Source organism: Nocardia sp. NBC_00403 (assembly GCF_036046055.1).
Classification (GTDB): Bacteria; Actinomycetota; Actinomycetes; order Mycobacteriales; family Mycobacteriaceae; genus Nocardia.
Map to the genome: position 1 here is coordinate 2,824,861 of NZ_CP107939.1, position 21,332 is coordinate 2,846,192.

12 protein-coding genes and 1 tRNA gene are annotated in these 21,332 nt (G+C 67.3%); 8 read left to right on the forward strand and 5 right to left on the reverse strand.

Translation table 11 applies throughout. The features are described 5' to 3' along the window. Window positions 1–75: 75 nt before the first annotated feature. Both OHQ90_RS12475 and OHQ90_RS12480 read right to left on the reverse strand, forming a co-directional pair. Window positions 76–2,328 (reverse strand): hypothetical protein, encoded by a 2,253-nt coding sequence (locus tag OHQ90_RS12475; RefSeq protein ID WP_328410208.1) that lies wholly within the window; start codon window positions 2,326–2,328, stop codon window positions 76–78. A 683-nt stretch (window positions 2,329–3,011) separates the two neighbouring features. Further along, window positions 3,012–3,473, reverse strand: a complete 462-nt coding sequence (locus tag OHQ90_RS12480) for a hypothetical protein (protein ID WP_328410210.1) — start codon at window positions 3,471–3,473, stop codon at window positions 3,012–3,014. A gap of 478 nt (window positions 3,474–3,951) precedes the next feature. On the opposite strand from OHQ90_RS12480, the gene OHQ90_RS12485 reads away from it, so the two are divergent. Both OHQ90_RS12485 and OHQ90_RS12490 read left to right on the forward strand, forming a co-directional pair. Continuing rightward, window positions 3,952–4,788, forward strand: coding sequence for a hypothetical protein (locus OHQ90_RS12485; RefSeq protein ID WP_328410212.1), 837 nt, complete (start codon window positions 3,952–3,954; stop codon window positions 4,786–4,788). A 33-nt stretch (window positions 4,789–4,821) separates the two neighbouring features. After that, entirely contained in the window at window positions 4,822–4,947 is a 126-nt protein-coding gene (locus tag OHQ90_RS12490; RefSeq protein WP_328410214.1) for a hypothetical protein, read from the forward strand. A gap of 241 nt (window positions 4,948–5,188) precedes the next feature. On the opposite strand, the gene OHQ90_RS12495 is transcribed toward OHQ90_RS12490, so the two are convergent. Continuing rightward, window positions 5,189–5,273: transfer RNA gene (locus OHQ90_RS12495), tRNA-Leu, on the reverse strand. 388 nt (window positions 5,274–5,661) lie between these two features. Between OHQ90_RS12495 and OHQ90_RS12500 the strand changes: the two genes are divergently transcribed. Both OHQ90_RS12500 and acpS read left to right on the forward strand, forming a co-directional pair. After that, window positions 5,662–15,018: a polyketide synthase gene (locus OHQ90_RS12500; protein WP_328410216.1), complete on the forward strand. Its 9,357-nt coding sequence runs from the start codon at window positions 5,662–5,664 to the stop codon at window positions 15,016–15,018. Between the two features lie 11 nt (window positions 15,019–15,029). Beyond that, entirely contained in the window at window positions 15,030–15,467 is a 438-nt protein-coding gene (acpS, locus tag OHQ90_RS12505; protein ID WP_328410217.1) for a holo-ACP synthase AcpS, read from the forward strand. Between the two features lie 18 nt (window positions 15,468–15,485). Here acpS and OHQ90_RS12510 read toward each other — a convergent pair whose 3' ends face one another. After that, entirely contained in the window at window positions 15,486–16,106 is a 621-nt protein-coding gene (locus OHQ90_RS12510) for a TetR/AcrR family transcriptional regulator (RefSeq protein WP_328412790.1), read from the reverse strand. Window positions 16,107–16,515: 409 nt separating this feature from the next. On the opposite strand from OHQ90_RS12510, the gene OHQ90_RS12515 reads away from it, so the two are divergent. The 3 genes from OHQ90_RS12515 (at window position 16,516) to OHQ90_RS12525 (ending at window position 20,240) form a co-directional block, all read left to right on the forward strand. After that, a complete protein-coding gene (locus tag OHQ90_RS12515; protein WP_328410219.1) occupies window positions 16,516–17,691 on the forward strand; it encodes a hypothetical protein in 1,176 nt (391 codons plus the stop codon). A gap of 305 nt (window positions 17,692–17,996) precedes the next feature. Continuing rightward, entirely contained in the window at window positions 17,997–19,202 is a 1,206-nt protein-coding gene (locus tag OHQ90_RS12520; protein WP_328410220.1) for a cytochrome P450 family protein, read from the forward strand. 54 nt (window positions 19,203–19,256) lie between these two features. After that, the gene (locus tag OHQ90_RS12525) at window positions 19,257–20,240 is read left to right on the forward strand and encodes an AraC family transcriptional regulator (RefSeq protein WP_328410221.1); all 984 of its coding nucleotides are present in this window, start codon (window positions 19,257–19,259) and stop codon (window positions 20,238–20,240) included. 277 nt (window positions 20,241–20,517) lie between these two features. On the opposite strand, the gene bcp is transcribed toward OHQ90_RS12525, so the two are convergent. Then, window positions 20,518–20,997, reverse strand: a complete 480-nt coding sequence (gene bcp, locus OHQ90_RS12530; protein ID WP_328410222.1) for a thioredoxin-dependent thiol peroxidase — start codon at window positions 20,995–20,997, stop codon at window positions 20,518–20,520. A 79-nt stretch (window positions 20,998–21,076) separates the two neighbouring features. Between bcp and OHQ90_RS12535 the strand changes: the two genes are divergently transcribed. Further along, window positions 21,077–21,298 carry a DUF3618 domain-containing protein gene (locus OHQ90_RS12535; protein WP_328410224.1) on the forward strand — a complete coding sequence of 74 codons (222 nt, stop codon included), beginning with the start codon at window positions 21,077–21,079 and terminating at the stop codon, window positions 21,296–21,298. Window positions 21,299–21,332: the final 34 nt, after the last annotated feature.

A 21,332-nucleotide genomic window follows, 5' to 3' on the forward strand; every position in this document is an offset into this window, starting at 1 on the left:
AATGCGTCGGCAGTAGCCCGCGCCGCGCTGTCCGGCGCTGCCGTCGGGTGCGCACGATGACGCGAATCGCGTGCGCTACACGGCAGCGGTGATCAGCTCACGCGCCGGTTCCTCCGACCGACAATCCTCGGGCGGACAATCCTCGGGCGGGAGTAGCGGGCGGCGGCGCGTTCGCCGGTACGCCCACTGCAGCAGACCGATTCCGGCGATTCCGGCCACCGCGGTCGCGACGCTGACCTGCCAGCCCGGCGGGGCCCAGGTGAGCGTCAGCGCGGCGTTGTCGGTGCCTGCCGGAATGTCGGCGGCGAGGAAGGTGCGCGCCACCGTTTTCGCAGGGATCTCCTTGCCGTTCAGGGTGATTCGGTGGCCGGGCCAGGCGAGCCGCGCAAACACCACACGACCGCCGCCGGACGAGGTGACCCGGGCATCGCTGCGGAAACTGCCCTGCGAGATCGACGTGGCGGTCACGTCGCGGGTATCGGCGATCACGCCGTTCACGGTGGAGATGCGGCCGCTTTCCCGTTCCAGTACCCAGATATAGCGTTCGTGGCCCGGATAGTCGACCCACTTCCAGCCGGACGGCGCGGCGTGGTCGCGGACGTCGGGATATTGAGCGCGTTGCAGCACCACCCGGTCGACCTTCATCAGGTCGACAATCGTTTTGCCGGTGGACGGTTCGGTGGCGAAGGCGCGGCGGAACGCGTCGGGACAGGTGCTGCCGTCCCAGGCCATGCACACCAGGTCGCTGAACGGTCCGTGACCGATGGGGGTGTAGCCGTTGACATAGTGGAGCCCGAGGTTCTTCGCATAGCTGCCGATGGACAGTGAGCCGTAGGCGCCCGCGAGGCTCTTGTCCTCCGGTCCCACCAGCACGCGGTCGGCGAGTTGCAGTGTGACACCGTCGAAATCGGGGAAGGCGGCGACCATCGCCGAACGTCGTTCCGGGAAGTTGTAGGACATCGGGGTCGGCGGCGCGCCCCGGACCTGGGCGTAGGCAATCGGGAACATCGCCACGATGATCAACACACATGCAGGCGCCGGTCCCCGGGTGCGGGCGAGCCACACCACCGCCGCGCCGATCGCAGCCACCACCACGACTGCGACGAGATGCCGCACGATGAGCTCCGGAGCAGCCGAGGAGGAGCGCACGAACAGCAGTCCGATCAGGACAGCGGCGGCGATCGCACGCCGGCGCGACGACGCGAAAGTGCCATAGCGGCTGAGCAACACGCACACCAGCACGAGCAGTGCCAAGGCGACCATCGGTAACACGCGGGCCGGCCAGCGCAGCGGACCGATCACGCCGGGGCCCGCGGTCCACATGAGCGCCGCCGTGGCGAAGAACGCGATCCCACTGAATTCCCGCACCGACGGCCGCGCCGCATGCCAGCCGACGAACGCCAGCGCCGGAATCAGGAACCACGCTATGTAGACCATCGGCAAGGGCTGGACATGCCCCCACCAGGCAGTGAATGCAGGCGTCGTGCTCGGCAGGCTCGCGTTCAACGACTCCGACCACGGCACCGTCAGGAATGGATCGTTGTGGATCTCGGCGCTGCCGCGCCAGGTCACCTGTGAGGACAGGATCCCGGGCAGGTTGGCCACCGCTGCCGCCAGCGCAGCACATCCGGCCGCCGCGAGCAGTCGCATCGATGGGGCCCAGCGCCGCTGATAGACGACCTCACCGGCGGCGATCGTGACGATCATCAACCCGGATTCGACTGCGGGGAAAGCATATTGGACCGTCAGCGCCAGGTAGAGGAAGACGAAGACCGGGACCGGTCCACTGCGGCCGCGCGTGTAGTGCACCGCCGATGCCCAGGCATGCACCAGCCACGCAGTGGCGGTGTGTGAGGTCACCCAGCTGGCCTCGTCGAAGAACAGGAACCAGCCGCTCAACGGGAACGCGACCGCCGCGACCGCTGCCCACGGCGTCCGGGCGCCATAGACCAGGCAGATCCGGAATACCCCCAGCGCGGCGATGATCGAGAAAATCAGCTTCACCGCCGTGGCGAACACAGCGAGGTTGTCCATCGACGGCGCGAGCAGATAGATCAGCAACTGGGGCGGGTTGTACAGCCCCGCCTCTTCCAGGGCGTAGTTGCCCGCCATCCACTCCCACGGCGCCAGTAGGGGGAAGTGACCCTCACGCAGTTGGTTGCCGAGCATGACCCACATCGGGGCGTATTGGGCTTCGGTGTCGTCGGTGTAGAAGTGCCGAACGTTGGCCAGCAGGACCGCTACGTACCCGGCGATCACTCCGACTGCGGTAACCGCCCCCCACTTGTATCTGTCTTTTCGCGCTTCGATTGCCGCACTACCGCTCACGAACGTCGGACGCTATTCGAACCGCGTAATCGGGGCAAGGCGAAGAGATGACCGAGGGCGTCGGCTCGGTGACACTGTCCGTTGCCGCCGGGCCCCTGCGGAGCGGATGAGCAGGGGGAATGAGGATTTCGGCGGAGGAGGCGGGTCAGGCTGGATTCGTAGTCCGCGGGCAGCCGCCGAGCGGTGGTGGCGACGGCAGGAGCCGTGCAACACATCCTGAACAAGCTCGGCTTCGTCAACCGCAGCCGGAACGCGGCCTGGGCACCACCAGCCTTCTCCGCCAATACTTTCTGGAGGGACCGAGTTGGGCAACACGGCCTCCGACGACATCGCGGCAGTCACCCGCGCCCTCAACACCATGCCCGCGAAAGCCCCTCCGCCGGAGAACCCCATGCCGAAGCCTTCAACGATCACCTGCGCTCACTTCAACAGGGCAGTGTTGCGAAGACCGTTCGAGCCCGAGCAGTACACCACTATCGCCTTCGCGGAAACCTTAGTGTCAGATCGGATTGCGGCCTCGATCTCCTGCCGGAGTAGCGGGCCGGGCAACTCGAGAGGCGGCTCGTACCTTGACGGCCTTGCGGAACCGTCCGTGTGTTCGGTCACCGGCAACGTATTCAACCGGGAGGCCTGGGCGAATTGCGGACAGGTCGCCCTCGAATTCGTGCTCGGAGAACCAGACGTCACCAGACTTGTCGGCGATCAGTCCGACGAACCAGTAGCCCAGCCACCACCGGACTACACCCTCGAGATCGGTGTCGGGGCTGCGCCGACCTGGCGTGACCGTAGGGGACCAGCACGGTCGGGTCGCTCTCGCTGTACCAGCCTTTGTCGCCGGGGACCAACGGCTGGTCGTCGTGGCCGGGATATGCGGGCCAGATCATGCTGGTGCGAGACAGGATGTCGTCTTGGATGTGGGTCGCTAACTGGCAGGCCACCGAATCGGGGGTCACCGCCGGGGCCGGTCCGTAGCCCATCTCGATATCCAGCGCGGGGACTCGGAGGCTGATCCACCCTCCTGCCCGGTCTGCTTTTTCCGTCAGGTGAGCGGGGGCGCTGTCGTCCGTCTGGACGTCATAACCCAGCGCTGTCGCAATATCATCCGCGAGAAGCCGCGCCCCCGTAACCGCATCAGAGTTGGTCACTCCGTCATTGTGCTCGGACCAGCCTGTGAACTAGCTGGGGAAACTTCCGGCAGATTTGCCCGCTTGGTTGTCGGTGAAGGTATCGCGATGGTGGTGTTGGCGCGATGACCTGCGCTGCTGCGATCGTGGCGCTCGACGCCGTGCCCTTGCAATCTGGCAGATGGGCGTAGTTTGGTGCCCGTCCAAGATTGGTCGATGCGTTTTCGCGGCGCTGGATGGGGCGCGGCCCCTGGGCGGCGATGGCCATTCGGCCGCGATCTTCGGAAGAGTCGGATTACCATGCATGGCGATGCGTAGGTCCCCTGGTGCCGGTGTCGGTGCTGTTGGCGTTCACGTTTCGGCCACCGGATAGGACCCGGTCCATGGAAACTCCTGCAGCACAAGTGGTCTGCCTGCCCGGTGAGGTGGCCTCGGCCACGGTCACGACCGAACGCAACCGCGCCAGTGGCTCATTTCGGGTGTTGGCGGCCAAAGCAGGATGAATATATCGATCGCCGAGAGCGTTCAGGCTGCCACCCGGAGGCTGGCCTCTGCGTTCCGAGACGCCGCTACTGCGCTCTCCACGCGTTACCGGGCGACCGATTCCGACCTGCGCTCGGGTGTCGCCGGCCTGGCCGCCGCCGACGCCCGAACACAAATCCTGGTGAAAGCTGCCGCATTCGGTGTCGGTGTCGGTCTGGCTGTCGACATCGGAAGCGAACTCGCCGACGACCACGCACCGAGCGACGACTCGGCGCATCTGGGTCCGGAGGTGGACCGGCTGATCGCGATGTCGCCCACCTTGTCGAAAAACGTGCGGGAACTTCAGGCCGCGGGCTGGACGATCGGTTACGGCTCGATCGACGCCGGTGGCCTCACCTTCCGAGGCGAGAAGAAGATCCTCATCAACCTGGAAGGAAAGAACGATCCGCTGCTGATCACAGCGGAATTGGCGCACGAGACCGGCCATGCCACCGCTGGCTCCGAATACACCTACTCGATCATCGCGCCCGACCCCGGCGAGCAGTATGGGCACTGGCGCGAAAAGAATCTGTACAAGGCGTATCAAGGCGAGTCCAATGCGGGATTGATGACCGCCGAGGTGCGGCGGGAAATCCTCGGCAACGGCGGGCCGGATATCGGCCACATCGACGACGCCACCAAGGCCGCCGACAACAGTTACGCCGCAGGGGATTTGACCAGGTCGACTGCGGTCGGCATAGTGGCCGACTATCTGCATGATCATCCCGGCGGGTATCTCGAATACTACGGAAAAGGCCTGGACAGTGCGTGGAAGGAGCTCACCGGGACGCCAGCGCCCAAGCCCTACCGTTAAAGCAGAAGGCAGCCCGCGATCCGCCTTCATCAGATGATGAGCCCGACCCGAGCTCTGGACGCCACCGAACCACTCGCCTTCGACGGCGGCGCGCTTGATCCGATCGGTGGCGGTGGCGCTCTGGTCGGCGTCAGCACCGAAGAATTCCCGTCGGGATAGGCGACAGAGCAAGCGCGTACTGCTGAGGTTGTAGCTGAGCTTTTCGGATTTCCGTCATCGAACCCGTGGTTGCTGCGAAGTCTGCGACGTGTGTTCGCGAGATTCGCACGGGGTGTCGGGAACGCATTTTGGCGAACGCGTAGTGCGGGATGCTGGATTGCTCTAGCGTGCGTCACGCCTAGATGAGCGGTCTCGCCGAGGGATGCACCCCGATGTCCGTTGTGGACACCGGGGCGGTGGGTGGTGCGCGAGAGGGGACTTGAACCCCTACGTCCGTGGACACCAGAACCTAAATCTGGCGCGTCTGCCAATTTCGCCACTCGCGCGTGATGGTACGACCGTCCAAAGACTACCGGGCTTGACCGCGATCGCGAAGCTCTGCCCGGGCGTGGCGTACTCGCCGGTAACCCCACCTGGGATTATAACGATTAAGTAACGGACAACATGAGGAGCGCTCATGTTTCCTACGCGTTAGTAACCGAGTGGACCAGCGGGTTCAAACATGAGGGAGGGTCATGTTCCTGAATATTCTGGTACGGGAGTGCCTAAATACTCGGTGGTACAGGAGGTCGCGCGCAGCAAACGTGAGGATTTCCTCATGATTTTGTGCCAAGCTCGCCCTTATCAAGCCCATTGGTTGAGGAACACCTGCGCACCGGAGGGAGCGGCGTGTCCGCCTAGGGCATGTCGCCAGGAGAAGGAAGTCGAAGCGCCTTGACGATCAACGAGAGCACCGAAGCCGGGACTGCACGGAGCGCGAAGGTGGCCGCCCCGACCAAGGCGGGTGGGGCGCGGTCCCCGCTGCTGGATCGTTTGCTCGGCGGCACCCCCTACGCTTTGGCCTTCGGCGGCCAGGGCGCACAGTGGCTGCGTGAGCTGGAGGAGATCGGGCGCGACAGCGCGCTGGAGCCCGAGCTGACCGCGTTGGTCAACGAGGCGGCCGCGCTGCTGGAACCGGTTGCGGCACAACTGCTCGTGGTGCGACCGGTCGGTTTCGATCCGGTCGGCTGGATGCTCGAGGAGGAGCTCGCCGACGGTGACGAGGGAGAGGCCTCCGCAGCGCCCTCCGAACAGGTGTTGCGCTCGGCCGTGGTGTCCATGCCGGGCGTGTTGTTGACGCAGCTCGCGGCGCTGCGGGCGCTGCGCCTCCAGGGGCTCGATCCGGTCGAGAATGCTCCGGTGGCGGTCATCGGCCATTCGCAGGGTCGCCTCGCCGCGACGGCGGTGGAGACCGGCGGGCAGCGCGACGCCGAACTGTTGGCGATGGCGCAATTGATCGGCGCCGCGGCGGGTTTGGTCGCACGGCGGCGTGGGCTGATGCCGGTCGGTGAGCGCTCGCCCATGGTCGCGGTGTCGAATGTGGACCCCGAGCAGCTGCGCGCAGTAGTTGCCGAGGTGTCCGAAGGTGTGGATCCTGCTGCGGCAGCGGTGGTTTCGATCCGCAACGGACGGCGCAGGGCGGTGCTGTCCGGTACCCCGACCCAACTGGAGCGGGTGCGGCAGCGTTGCGCGCAGATCCACGATGAACAGTCCCGCGAGCGTGACGCGAAGACACGCGGTGGCGCGGTGTTCGCGCCGGTCTTCGAGGACATCGCCGTCGACGTTGCGTTCCATCACCCGGCGCTGGCCGACACGGTGGATCTGGTGGCAGGCTGGGCAACCCAGTGCGGCATCGACGCGGAACTCGCCGGTGCACTGGCACAGCAGATCCTGGTCGACCCGATCGATTGGGTCGAGACCGTGGACGGCGTGGTAGCCGCGGGCGCGCAATGGATTCTGGACCTCGGCCCCGGCGATCTGCTCAGCAGGCTCACCGGCGGCTCGCTCAAGGGCACCGGTGTCGGCACCGTCGCGGCCGCGACGCGCGCGGGTCAGCGTGAACTGCTGACGCCCGGCGCCGCACCCGAGGTGGCCGCGCCGTGGGCGTCGTTCGCACCGCGGCCGGTGCGACTGCCCAACGGGCGCATCGTCGTCGAGACCGCGTTCACCAAGCTGACCGGCCGCTCGCCGATCCTGCTTGCCGGCATGACACCGACCACGGTCGACGCCAAAATCGTTGCGGCGGCGGCGAATGCGGGCCACTGGGCGGAGCTCGCCGGTGGCGGCCAGGTGACCGAGCAGATCTTCGCCGACCGGGTGGCCGAGCTGAAGACGCTGCTGCACCCGGGGCGGTCGGTGCAGTTCAACTCGCTGTTCCTCGACCCGTACCTGTGGAAGCTGCAGCTGGGTGGCAAGCGCCTGGTGCAGAAGGCCCGTGTGGCGGGCGCGCCCTTCGACGGCGTCATCGTCACCGCAGGCATCCCCGAGCTCGAGGAAGCCGTCGCGCTCATCGAGGAGCTGACCGAGGTCGGCATCTCCCACGTGGCCTTCAAGCCAGGCACGGTGGCCCAGATCCGCGCCGTCCTCCGCATCGCCGACGAGGTGCCGAACTACCCGGTGATCATGCACATCGAGGGTGGCCGCGCCGGCGGACACCACTCCTGGGAAGACCTGGACGACCTGCTGCTCGCCACCTACGCCGAGCTGCGCAACCGCGACAATGTGGTGATCTGTGTCGGCGGCGGCATCGGTACGCCGGAGCGCGCCACCGAGTACCTCACCGGCGAATGGGCGGTGCCGCACGGCTATCCGGTGATGCCGCTGGACGGCGTGCTCGTCGGCACCGCGGCGATGGCAACACTGGAGGCCACCACCGCGCCCGAGGTGAAGCAGCTGCTGGTCGACACCCCCGGCACCCCGGACTGGGTCGGTGCGGGCACCGCCAACGGCGGCATGGCCTCGGGCCGTAGCCAACTGGGTGCCGACATCCACGAGATCGACAATGCGGCCTCTCGCACCGGCCGCCTGCTCGACGAGGTCGCGGGCGATGCCGACGCGGTCGCCGAGCGCCGCGACGAGATCATCGCGGCACTGAACGCCACGGCCAAGCCGTACTTCGGCGACCTGACCACGATGACCTACCTCGAATGGCTCGAGCGCTACGTAGAGCTCGCCGTCGGCCTCGACCGGCGCAAGGACTTCGACTGCGGCAGCGACCTCGGTGACGCCTTCCTCGAGGCCACCCGCTCGGTGTGGCTGGACATCACCTGGCGTGATCGGTTCGCGGACATGGTGCGCCGCACCGAATCTCGGCTCAACCCGGCAGATCGCGGCGAGATCGAGACACTGTTCGCCGGCGACGACGCCTTCGAGAGCCCGGTCGAGGCGCTGTGCACGCTGAAGCAGCGCTACCCCGCCGCCGAGGAGACCCTGCTGCACCCGGCCGATGTGCCGTTCTTCATCTCGCTGTGCAAGACGCCGGGCAAGCCGGTCAACTTCGTCCCGGTCGTCGACGGCGACGTGCGTCGCTGGTGGCGCTCGGATTCGCTGTGGCAGGCGCATGATCCGCGCTACTCGGCCGACCAGGTCTGCGTCATCCCCGGCACGGTGGCCGTCGCGGGTATCACCCGGGTCGACGAGCCGGTCGGCGAGCTGCTCGACCGATTCGAGAAGGACGCCGCCTACTCGCTCGTCCGTGCGGGTGTGGTGCCGGTCGCGATCGACGGCCGCCGCACCGCAGGCGTGACCTCCGGGGCCATCGACACGGTGCTCGCGGCTCCAGATGTCGAATGGTCCGGCCGCACCACCATCAACCCGGTGCACCGGCTCGGCGATATCGCCGAGTGGACCGTCGACGGCCAGGGCGCGCTGCACCCGCCGACCGGCGCGACCCTCGTCGAGACGACAGGGCCGGATGTCGAGGACTCCTACCTGGAGCTCAGCGTGCCGCTGCTGGGGCGCGACGCTGTGCGCATCCGGATCACCGTGCCGGTCACCACCTTCAACGGCGGCGCTCCCGTCGTCACCGAGGCCGACGCCGACGCCGCCATGTCCGCGTTGCTCGCGGTCGCTGCGGGGCAGTCGCTTCCGGAGATGAAGAGCAAGGTTGCACACCTGAATGTGGCGTGGACCCCCGACCTCATCGCCGATCATGCGGGTGTCACCGGCTCCGGCCTGCCCGCAACCCTGAGCACGCTCGGCCGTACCGTTCCCGACGTCCTCGTCGGCGCCTGCTGGCCCGCCGTGTTCGCGGTGCTCGGCGCGGCGCGCAGCGCGTCCGGCGACAGCGTTATCGAGGGCATGCTCGACCTGGTCCATCTCGACCACCAGGTCGCGCTGATCGGTGAATTGCCCACCGAAACCAGTGTTCTCGTGGTCCGCGCCGAGGCGGGCGAGACCATCGACACCGACCTCGGCCGCGTGGTCGAGGTGCACGTGAAGATCACCGGCATGCTCGACAAGCCCGAAACCGGGATGTCCATGCCGACCCTCGCGACGCTCACCGAACGCTTCGCCATCCGCGGCCGCAACGGCGCGGGCGAGCTGACCGACCCGCCGCGCGCCGCGGGCACGTTGTCCGACGCGGCCACCGACACTCCGCGCAGGCGCCGCCGCGACGTCACGATGGTGGCGCCGCGCGCCATGCACGCCTTCGCGGCGGTCTCCGGCGACCACAACCCCATCCACACCAGCGTCGCCGCAGCCAAGCTCGCCGGCCTCGGCAGCCCGATCGTGCACGGCATGTGGCTCTCGGCCGCCGCGCAGCACGCGGTGTCGGCGCTCGACCCGTCGGCCACCGTGCCTGCCAGGACGCTGACGGCGTGGACCACCCGGTTCCTCGGCATGGTGCGTCCCGGTGCGGAGATCGACGTACGGGTCGAGCGGATCGCGGTCGACGCGGGCAGCGAGATCGTCGAGGTGTCCTGCCGGACCGACGGCGACCTGGTGATGACCGCGACCGGTCGCACCGCGGCGCCCAAGACCGTCTACGCCTTCCCGGGCCAGGGCATTCAGCGCAAGGGTATGGGCTTGGATGCCCGCGCCCGCTCCAAGGCCGCCAAGGACATCTGGGAGCGCGCCGACAAGCACACCCGTGCGGCGCTCGGCTTCTCGATCCTCGCGGTCGTGCGCGACAACCCGACCTACCTCAAGGCGCGTGGTGTCGAGCACCGTCACCCGGACGGTGTGCTGCACCTGACCCAGTTCACGCAGGTCGCGATGGCGGTGCTCGGTGTCGCCCAGGTCGCCGAGCTGCGCGAGGCGGGGGCCTACGTCGAAGGCGCCATGCTGGCCGGACATTCGGTCGGCGAGTACAACGCCCTCGCGGCGGTCGCGGGCGTGCTGCCGCTGGAGGCGGTGCTGGAGGTTGTCTTCCAGCGCGGTTCCGCCATGCACGAACTGGTGCCGCGTGATGCGCAGGGCCGCAGCGACTACCGGATGGCCGCTATCCGGCCCTCGCAGATCGGGCTGCCCGACGACGAGGTCGTCGGTTTCGTCTCCGGCATCGGTGCACAGACCGGTGAGTTCCTCGAGGTCGTCAACCTGAATCTGCGCGGCTCGCAGTACGCGATCGCGGGCACCGTCGCAGGTCTCGAAGCCCTCGAGACCGAGATCGACCGGCGCCGTGCGGAATTCGGTGGAAAGCGCGCGTTCATCCTGGTGCCCGGCATCGATGTGCCGTTCCACTCCACCGTGCTGCGCGAGGGCGTTCCCGAGTTCCGGCAGAAGCTCGAGCAGCTGCTGCCGGAGGATCTGCACCCGGAAATCCTGCTCGGGCGCTACATTCCGAACCTGGTGCCCAAGCCCTTCTCGCTGGAGCAGGCCTTCATCCAGGAGATCGCGGATCTGGTGCCCTCCGAGCCGCTCGCCGCGGTGCTCGCCGACTTCGACAGCTGGGCTGCGCGGCCGACCGAGCTCTGCCGAGTGGTGCTGGTCGAGCTGCTCGCGTGGCAGTTCGCCAGCCCGGTCCGCTGGATCGAAACCCAGGACCTGCTGTTCGCCGACGCCGCACACGGTGGTCTCGGTGTGGAGCGCTTCGTCGAGATCGGCCTCGGCGCCACCCCGACGGTGGCGAACCTGGCCAGTCAGACACTGAAGCTGCCCGCCTTCGCCACCGCGACGGTGGAGGTGCTCAACATCGAGCGCGAGGCCGGCGTCGTCTACTCGACCGACACCGATCCCGCGCCCGTCGACGAACCCGCCGACGAGCCGACCGCATCCGCGTCGGTGGCCACTGCTGCCGCCGCCGCGCCGGTCGCCGCGCCCGCGCCGAGCTCGGGTGGCCCGCGTCCGGACGACATCGCCTTCAGCGCGGCCGACGCGACTCGGGTGCTCATCGCGCTGTGGACGAAGCTGCGGCTGGACCAGATCGGCCCGGTCGACACTATCGAGGGTCTGTGCGACGGTGTCTCCTCCCGGCGTAACCAGCTGCTCGTCGACCTCGGCTCGGAGCTGTCGCTCGGCGCCATCGACGGCGCGGCGGACGCCGATATGGGTGCGCTGTCCGCGACCGTCGAGCGCCTGGCCCGCACCTACAAGCCGTTCGGCTCGGTGCTGTCGGATTCCATCGGCGACCACCTGCGCAAGGTGTTCGGCCCGTCCGGCAAGCGGCCCGCCGCGATCGCCGAGCGCGTCAAGAAGGTCTGGGAGCTCGGCGACGGCTGGGCCAACCATGTGACCGCCGAGGTGTCGCTCGGCACCCGTGAGGGTGCCAGCGTGCGCGGCGGTGAGCTCGGCGGGCTGGTGTCCGGCGCGCTGAGCGACGCGGCGTCGGTCGACGCGGCGATCGACTCCGCGGTCCAGGCCGTCGCGGCCCGGCGCGGTGTCGCGGTGTCGCTGCCCAGCGCAGGCGGCGGTGGCGGTGCCACGGTCGACGCGGCCGCACTCGGCGAGTTCACCGAGCAGATCACCGGGCGCGACGGCGTGCTGGCGACAGCCGCTCGGGTGGTGCTCGAGCAGCTCGGCCTGACCGAGCAGGTCTCGGCACCGGAGGCGAGCGACGATTCGCTGGTCGACCTGGTCTCGGCGGAACTCGGTTCGGACTGGCCGCGACTGGTCGCCCCGGCCTTCGACGCGCGCAAGGCGGTGCTGATCGACGACCGCTGGGCCACCGCACGCGAGGACCTGGCGAAGCTGTGGCTGCTCGATGACGCCGGCTCGGGCGAGGGTCCGGTCGTCGGATTCCTCGGCGCGGGCGAAGCTGTTGCCGCACAGGCGAACTGGTGGCGTGAGCGGGCCAAGCACGAGGCGCGCTCGGTGCTCGCCCGGCTCTACGAGCGCATCGCCGAGGCCGCGCTGAGCACCGAAGAGGCCGGCCTGTGGTCGTCGGACATCGCCGTGATCACCGGTGCGAGCAAGGGATCCATCGCGGCCTCGGTCGCGGGACGGCTGCTCGGTGGCGGCGCGACCGTCGTCGTCACCACCTCCGGCCTGAACGACGAGCGGCTCGGCTTCTACCGGAAGCTCTACCGCGAGAACGCCAGGCACGGCGCAGCTCTGTGGGTCGTCCCGGCGAACATGGCCTCCTACCAGGACATCGACGCACTGATCGACTGGGTCGGCACCGAGCAGGTCGACAACGCGGGCGGCGCGAAGATCAAGACCAAGGACGCCATGACGCCGACCCTGCTGCTGCCGTTCGCGGCGCCGCGGGTGGCCGGTGACCTCGCCGACGCGGGCGCCCGCGCCGAAATGGAAATGCGTGTCCTGCTCTGGTCGGTAGAGAAGCTCATCGGCGGGCTGTCCAAGCTCGGCGCCGACCACGACGTCGACGCGAAACTGCATGTGGTGCTTCCGGGTTCGCCCAACCGCGGCATGTTCGGCGGCGACGGCGCCTACGGCGAGTCCAAGGCGGCGCTCGACGCGGTTGTCGCCAAGTGGCGGGCCGAGAAGTCCTGGTCGGCACGGGTCACCCTGGTACATGCGCTGATCGGCTGGGTGCGCGGCACCGGGCTGATGGGCCACAACGATCCGATGGTCGAGGCGGTCGAAAAGGCCGGCGTGCAAACCTGGTCCACCGCGGAGATGGCCGACGAACTGCTCAAGTGGTGCACCTCGCGGGCTCGTCAGGTGACTGCTACCGGCCCCCAGCAGATCGACCTGACCGGCGGACTCGCGCGGGCGAAGCTCGACCTGCCCGCGCTGGCCAAGCAGGCACAAACCGAATCTTCCCCCGAAACTGAACAACCACATTCGACTTCCATCGCTGCCTTGCCTGCGCCGCCGACTATGACTTCGGCCTTGCCGGTGCCCGAATGGGGAACTGTCACCGCCGATCTCGCCGACATGGTGGTCATCGTCGGCGCCGGTGAGCTCGGCCCGTACGGGTCTTCGCGCACCCGGTTCGAGATGGAGGTCGAAGACGAGCTCTCGGCCGCGGGCGTGCTGGAGCTGGCCTGGACCACCGGCATGGTCAGCTGGGAGAACGATCCCAAGCCCGGCTGGTACGACGCCGAATCCGGTGACTACGTGCCCGAATCCGAGCTGGCCGAGAAGTACCACGACGCGGTGGTCGCGCGCTGCGGCGTGCGCCGCTACGGCGACGACGGCGCCATGATCGACAACACCTCGCCGCTGATGACATCGGTATTCCTCGACCAGGACCTGTCGTTCACCGTTGGCAGCGAGGCCGAGGCCCGCTCCTTCCATGCCGCGGACCCCGAGCACACCGTGATCGTGCCGGCGCCGGAATCCGGCGACTGGACGGTTACCCGCAAGGCAGGCACCGAGATCCGGGTGCCGCGCCGGGCGAAGATCTCGCGGACCGTCGGCGGTCAGATCCCCACCGGCTGGGATCCGACTATCTGGGGCATCTCGGCCGATATGGCGAGCTCGGTGGACCGGGTGGCGCTGTGGAACATCGTCACCACCGTCGATGCGTTCATCAGCTCGGGGTTCAGCCCGGTCGAACTGATGCGCTGGGTGCACCCGTCGATGGTGGCCAACACCCAGGGCACCGGTATGGGTGGCATGTCCGCGATGCGCTCGCTGTACATCGACTCGCTGCTCGGGGAGCCGACGCCGAACGACATCCTGCAGGAGGCCCTGCCGAATGTGGCGCTGGCGCACGTGGTTCAGTCCTACGTCGGCAGCTACGGCGCGATGGTGCATCCGGTGGCGGCCTGCGCGACCGCCGCGGTGTCGGTCGAGGAAGGCGTCGACAAGATCCGGCTCGGGAAGGCCGAACTGGTGGTGGCCGGCGGGTTCGACGATCTCGGCATCGAGGGCATCAAGGGCTTCGGTGACATGTCCGCGACCGCCGACTCGGCGGCCATGAGCGCCAAGGGCATCAGCGACCGGTACTTCTCCCGCGCCAACGACCGTCGTCGCGGTGGGTTCGTGGAATCGCAGGGTGGCGGCACCGTGCTGCTCGCCCGCGGTGACGTGGCGGTGGAAATGGGCCTTCCGGTCCTCGGCGTGGTGGCCTGGGCACAGTCCTTCGGCGACGGTGTGCACACCTCGATTCCGGCACCTGGCCTCGGCGCGCTCGGCGCGGGCCGCGGTGGCCGGGAATCCCGGTTCGCTACCGAGCTGCGCAAGCTCGGCGTCGGTCCGGACGACATCGCGGTGATCTCCAAGCACGACACCTCGACCGCGGCCAACGATCCCAACGAGTCGGAGTTGCACGAGCGGCTTGCCGATGCGATCGGTCGTTCGGCGGGCGCACCGCTGTTCGTCGTCTCGCAGAAGAGCCTGACCGGGCACGCCAAGGGTGGCGCGGCGGCCTTCCAGCTCATCGGCCTGTGCCAGGTGCTCGAGCAGGGTGTCATTCCGCCGAACCGCAGCCTGGACTGCGTCGACGACAAGATGCAGGCTTACCCGCACCTGGTGTGGGCGCGCGAACCGCTGCGCTTCGGCGACCGGTACCCGCTCAAGGCCGGTCTGGTCACCTCGCTCGGCTTCGGGCATGTGTCGGGTCTGCTCGCGGTGGTGCATCCCGAGGCCTTCGTCCAAGCGATCGAGCCGAAACAGCGTGCGGAGTACCAGCGTCGGGCGCAGGAGCGGCAGCTCGCGGGAAGGCAGCGGATCACCGAGGCCATGTGCGGTGGCGCCGCGCTGTACGAGCGGCCGGCCGATCGGCGCCTCGGCGCAGATGGCACGCCCGCCAAGCAGATTCGGCAGCTGGAGGCCGATGTGCTGCTGTCCGCGGAGGCACGCCTCGCGGCCGACGGCACGTACCGTGCCGACGGCTGGGGCTGCAATACCGGCCGGGGCGCGGATGATTCGCGCGCGGCCGGGCGCGCGGAGTCGTAGGCTTCGCCCCTGTGACGATCCTCGGTATCGGCCTGGACTTGGTAACCATCTCCGAGTTCTCCGAACAGCTGCAAAGGTCCGGAACCACCATGCTCCGGGAGAGTTTCACCGCGGGTGAGCGGCGCTACTGCCAGAGCAAGGGAACCGACCCCGCTCGCAGTTACGCAGCACGGTGGGCGGCGAAAGAGGCGGTGCTCAAGGCATGGGCATCGTCTCGGTTCGCCCGCCGCCCGCAGATCGGGGACAACCCGTACCCCCTGATCGAAGTGGTCAACGACGCGTGGGGAAGGCCGAGCATCAAGCTGCACGGCCTCGCCGCCGAATTCCTGCCCCGGGTAAGGGTTCACCTGTCGTTGACCCACGACGGCGACACCGCCGCCGCCATGGTCGTCCTGGAAGACCCGGGCGAACTGGCCGATCTCATCGATGGCCGCGAAGCGAGCGGCTAGTCGCGATAACCCGCTCCGCTAGCGTTCGCTGGCGGAGCGGGATTCTTTTTCGGCGACCAGCAGGTAGGCGACCATCAGCCGCTTGAGCTCGGAGACGGCCTCGGCATGGCTTTGCTCGTCCTGAACAGAGAAGTTCAGCATCGAGTACACGACGTGCACGAGCACCTCGGCCATCATGGAACGCCGCGACCGCGGGGTGCGCGGGGTCAATGGCCGCAGCATCCGGGAGATGACTTCGGCGAATTCTTTCTCGTGAATCGCACCGGTGGCTCGCGTCGACGGTGTCGACTGCATGGCGAGCCAGACCTCGCGCCGCGACGGGTCGGTCATCCACAGGTTGGCCAAATGGTCGACGAACTGGTTCATGTGCCGCAACCAGTCCAGCGACGGAATCTCGCCGTGGAAATCGGCTAGTTCCTGGGAAACGGCAACGAGGTCTTGGCGATTCAGCTCGCAGACGATGACATATTTGTTGGCGAAGAACTGATACAGCGTGCCGATCGGCACCTCGGCCCGCGCCGCCACCTCTTCACAGGTGAACGACTCGAACCCGACCTCGACGAGCAGTTCACGAGACGCCTGCAACAGTGCGTCGAACTTGCGTTTGCTGCGTTCCTGCGTCGGTCGACGCCGCGGCATGAGCTCCTGTGGGTCGTCCTGCAGGTCCAGCGCAGGGTCCAGACGTCGCTTAGACCTGGCCTCCGTGCGTACATCCACGTATCCAGGCTAGCGGTAGGGACACACGCGCGACACGCGCACGGCGTCTGTGTGTTGAGGACTGTCACATTTCACCACCCATCCAAAGCCGGATGTGGCTGCGAACACATAAGCGAGCCTGCGTGCATCTTCATCGCGTTACTGCGCAGTGCGTCCCCCGCGCAGGCGGGGAAGGACCCGTTCGTGAGCTCGGCAAAACAATGGGAAGGCGTGGTCTGTGGTAGCTCGATCTGTGGTAACCCTAGGCGTTTCCACCGAACGCGGCGCTGTTCACGCGGTAGCTCTCGCCGATTCCAGCGAGAGACTACCTGAGCGCGTGCTGCTTCATCGGGTGGTAAAGACAGGCGGCGACAGCAAGGCGGAATTGGCCGACGCCGTCGAGATAGCAATGGATGTACTGGCCGCCGAACTGGGCCCGGAGCAGGAGATCGGCGGTGCGGCTGTCACTTACCGCGATGCCGCCGAACGCCGGGCCATCGTCACCAGGCTGGCGTCCGGGCAGTGGCACTCGGCCTCGTTGGTGTCGGCGAAGGCCGCGCACCTCAACGTGGCAGGCGCCATGACGTGGCTGAACGAATTCGACGATCTGCTGATCTGCGATGTAGTTCCCGGCCATCAGGCGTTCACGCTGATCGACCGAAAACGCACCAGGGTTCTTGCGGCCAACAGCCACACCGGAGGTGCCGCGACCGCCGAGTCGATGGGTGCGGCTGTGACAGCCGCCTGGGATCAATTCGAAGCGGCCGAGGTACGACCGGATGCGGTGGTGCTGATCGGATCGGGTGCGCGTGCGGCGGCGGTCGTCGCCGCGGCGGACGGATTCGGTGCGCCGGTGATTGCGTGCAAGATCGCGGCATCCGCGTCCGCGGTGGGTGCGGCGCTGTCCGCGATAGTCGACGTGGAGGCGTCCGGCCCAACGGTCGAGCGGGTGCACGACGTCCGTGGCGTTGTGGCGCTGTTCGCGGCGGCCAGTGTGCTTGCGGGTGGACTGGCCGTCGGCGGCATCTACGGGGCGGGCGGCTTCTCGCGGACGGCCAACAGCGCTGTCGTCGCGGATGCGAGGGTAGCCGCGGATACGCGCGCGGTCGGCGGCGGGACCGGATCGACGAGTGGATCGACTGCGGGCTCGTCGGTAGCGCCCGGCGTGTACGACTTTCGTGATTCGGTGGGCCGAGGCCGGGGATCCACGATCGGTGAACTCGGCCTGAATCCGACCACGGTCGCGCCGGATCAGTACTCGGTGCAGCGATGGGGCAGCGGCCAGCAGGATCGTCCGCTGTCGCTCACACCGTCGGAGTCGGTCGCCGAGACCGAGTCCGGGGCGCAGCTGCTGCCCGGGGCGGGCATTCCGGCCGCCACCACGAAGGTCGGCGCACCGAACGCCACGATGTTGTTCCCGGGTGAGAGTCCGCCGCCCGCGGCGTTCACACCCGAGTCCTATCACTGGTGGGACAACCACTTCCGCTTGATGCTGCAGTGGGCGTCGCAGCGGCTGCTGTCCACCTAGGCGGCACTGCACCACAAGCGGAAACCACGAAAGGTCCGGCGCTGCCAGCGTCGGACCTTTCGCTTGTTCAGTCCGCGGTGCGGCGGCCGGAACAGGACGCCTGCCGCGATGAACCCGGCCAGCGCGATGCCTTCTAGTCAGGTCCGCGCCCAAGGGTGTGCTGACATTTTGGATTCGCGCCAGCGGATTTCGCTGCGAGGCAGAGAATTCCGCTCGAGTCGATGCGGTCACCCGCCTGGCAGCACAATCGTCGAGCACGCATCGAAACGCGCCGTCAGAGGCCGATTACGCCACCGGAGACCTGCATGACCGAGTCACTCATTCAGCTGCCCACCGCTGGAGAATCTGTTATCGACACCTTCGACCGGATGATCCGGACCGGGCCCATCGTTCCCTACGAGCTGCCGGGCGGAGTTCGGGCCTGGATGGCGGTCAGCCATCAGGCGGTCGGCGAGGTCCTTGCCGGTGACGGCACGCTTTTCAGCAAGAACGCGAAGAACTGCCCCGTGATGCACGACGGGACCGTCCCGGCAGACTGGCCGTTACGTGTCCTGACCGATGCCGATCACCTGCTCAACAAGGATGGCGCCGACCACATGCGGATGCGGCGGGCCATCGCCCGCGCATTCACCCCCGCCCGGGTTGCCCAACTCCAACCGCGCATCCAGCGGCTCACCGACGACCTGATCGACAGATTCGCCGACCTGCCGGAGGTCGATCTCGTCGAGCACTTCACAATGCCGCTGCCCGTCGGGGTGATCTGTGAGTTGTTCGGCGTACCGGCGGGTGATCAGTCGAAGTTCCGCGGATGGACCGCCACGCTGGTATCGCACACCAGCACCGGTGAGCAGACCCAGGCCGCCATGCAGGAAATGGCCGGCTACCTGACAGGGCTGGTCAGCGACAAGCACGCCAATCCCGGTGACGACCTGACCTCGGACCTGGTGCGGGCCCAGACCGAACACGGACTCGCCGACGCCGAGCTGGTCGAAATGCTGTGGATCATCATCGTGGCTGGACACGAGACCACGATGCATCTGCTCGGCAATGCGGTGGTGGCTCTGTCCGCCAATCCCGACCAGCTCGCAGCGGCCAAGGACGGGGACCGGTGGGCCGACGTCGTCGAGGAGACTTTGCGCTACCGGAACGCGGCCTGCGCCATGTTCAACCGGTACGCCTTGAGTGATGTCCAGATCGCCGGTGTCGATATCCCTGCGGGTGCGATCGTGGGCTGGTACGCGGGCGTCGGACGCGATCCGCGGAAGCATACGGATGCCGACGTCTTCGATATCGACCGCGATCATTCTGATCAGCTGGCATTCGGTCGCGGTCCGCACTTCTGCCTCGGCGCGCATCTGGCCCGGCTGGAATCTCGCATCGCACTGGCCACCCTGTTCGGCCGGTTCCCGCAGCTGCGGCTCGCGTGTGATCCGGCCGAGATCCCTTACGCGCCGCAGTTCATGACCAACGGCCCACTCTGTGTGCCGGTGCAGCTCCAAACCGTCGACTGATCGGGCACGCCCTCTGGGCGGGAAGCTGTCAGACTTATGTCGGAACCCCACCGAGTGAATAGTGGAGATGAGCATCAGACCGACAGAGCAACCGTCGTGCAGTATTCCGAGCTGACCGTCGCTAGCGCAGCGGTGTGGACCGAGGTCACCGACCATTTCCTGACGGCGGACCACCGCTACCGTGATCCGGCTAACTGGTGGGCCCGGATCACGGCTCAGGAATCCTCGGGCTACACCCTGCTGCGCACACAGCAACGTGGCGACCATCTGATGAACCGCAGCCGCTCACATATCCGGCGTGGTCCGACCGATCACTGCTGGATCGTGTTCCCGAAACGCGGCGAATACGTCATCCAGGAGCCGGACCGGCTCACCAAGGTACCGCCACATCGTGGGTTCGTCCTCGAGCTGGACCGAATCTGCCGAGTGCTGCTACCCGGATCGACGGCCTACGCACTACGGCTCCCCCGCGCGCAGTTCAATCAACGGCTGCCCACCCGCGACGTATCGCGGACGGTGCTCGATATGTCATCGGGTCTCGGCCGGGTCGTGGCGAGCATGCTCGCCACCACACATGCCGGGCAATCGAACCTGACGACGCTGGAATTCGACGCCGTCTGTGACCGCATCACCGAACTGTTGTGCCTGATGTTCGTCGGCGACGTCGGGCCACAGCAGGCCCATGTGGCCGAAACCGTCGATGCCATCAGAGCATTCGTGCGTGCGAACATCGGGTCTGGTGACGTGCGGCTGCCCGCGGTGGCTCGTGCGCTCGGCTGGTCACCCCGCCAACTGCGGTCGGTATTGCACCAGACCGGCATCACCTATCGGGAGCTCCGGCGGACCGAAGCACTGCGCACCGCACGCGATCTGCTGGCGTGTCCTGGCCCGCTTTCCATCGGGGAGGTGGCCGCACGCTCCGGATTCACCAGCGCCGGATTCTCGACGGCGTTCAAATCCGAATACGGCGAAACGCCGAGAGATTTTCGGCGCCGCCGCCGGTCCGATCAACTCGCCGTGACACCACCCGGTTCCTGATCCGTCGTGCCGCGGCCGACACCGTTCGCGACTTCGTCGATGCCGACGATGACACGGCAACTGAGGGACCCGCCAAGAAAAAGCCCCGCAGCTGGTGCTTGGATCTCGGGTTCACGCGGTCGTCGCACCACTCTCGATGTGAGGGGTCGCGGCGACCGTGTGAAACCGAGGTGAGCTGCGGGGCCTGATTCGTTTCTGAGCCACCCCGTCGTGCAGGAGACCTGGAAGTCGCAGGTCAGCATGGATGCGGAGCGCTCCGTCGTGGTTGCCGAGGCCACTACTTTCGTTTTCCCAAGATTCTTTCGATCTTTGTTGTCGTATGTGCAGCCTTGACGTTGTACTGGGCGACCTCGATCTTGCCCGCCTCGTCCACCAGGAAGGTGGAGCGGATGACCCCGGTCACCGTCTTGCCGTACATCATCTTCTCGCCGAACGCGCCCCAAGCGGTGAGCACGGTGCGGTCGGGATCCGAAAGCAACGGGAAGGTGAGCTTTTCGGCGTCGCGGAACTTGACCAGCTTCGCGGGCTTGTCCGGTGAGATGCCGATGACCTCGATGCCCGCACCCTCCAGTTCGGCGAGGTTGTCGCGGAAATCGCAGGCCTGCTTGGTGCAGCCGGGTGTGCTCGCGGCGGGGTAGAAGTAGACGATCACCTTGCGGCCGCGGTAATCCGACAGCGCCACGTCTTTGCCGTCGGCATCGGGGAGTGTGAAATCGGGGGCGGTATCACCAGGGGAGAGTCGTTGGTTGTCGGTCACGCCTTGCACGGTAACCGAAGGCCATGACAGTGCGTAGATGATGGCTAGACTCGTGGCAATCAGACACAGGAGGAGATACGTGGCTAGGGATACCGAGCAGATCGAGCGGGAGATCGAGGCCGCGCGAACACAGCTCGCGAGCACGCTCGACGAACTTGCCGTGCGGGCGGATCCGCAGCGGATCGCAGACGAGACCAAGCACATCGTGCTTGCCAAGCTGAACGAGCCGAAGGTGAAGTACAGCCTGATCGGTGCGGGCGTTGTCGTCGTCGGGCTGGTGCTGCTCAAGATCTTTCGCTGACGGAAAACGAAACACCCGGTGGGCACTGCCACAC